This window comes from Vibrio sp. 10N.222.52.B7 (genome assembly GCF_041474275.1).
Classification (GTDB): domain Bacteria; phylum Pseudomonadota; class Gammaproteobacteria; order Enterobacterales; family Vibrionaceae; genus Vibrio; species Vibrio crassostreae_C.
This window is the reverse complement of record NZ_JBFRTU010000235.1, coordinates 1-354: the sequence shown is the minus strand read 5'-3', so window position 1 is coordinate 354 and position 354 is coordinate 1. Positions and strand designations below refer to the sequence as shown.

Here is a 354-nt window from a genome sequence, read left to right as displayed (position 1 = left end):
GCCTTCATTAGTGGCTGCATGTTTTCTTAAAAATGAGCTTGCCTCAACATGACCTTCTGGATTGACATTAATTAGGCGATTGGCAAGTAAACTATCTAGTAGAACTTCTCGCTCTCTGTCGTTAAGACCAAAGTAGCTTTGTAGCTCACTCGGGTAAAGTTGGTCAAAAATAAGCAACAGTCGACAAGCGAATTGTTCTATGCCAGGCATTAATTTTTCTTTTGTCCAAGCGCAGTTTATTTTGTAACTGCGAGCTGGTATTAATAAAGTGATCACATTACCTAGACGTGGCTCTGACATTATTCATTTTCTCCTAATAAGCTATGGCCGCAAAGTACTTGATAATTTGGATTA

General features: G+C 38.7%; 1 pseudogene. It reads right to left on the bottom strand.

From position 1 onward, the window contains the following. A pseudogene (locus AB4512_RS22595) lies at positions 1 to 300 on the bottom strand (hypothetical protein); the annotation flags it as partial. Positions 301 to 354: the final 54 nt, after the last annotated feature.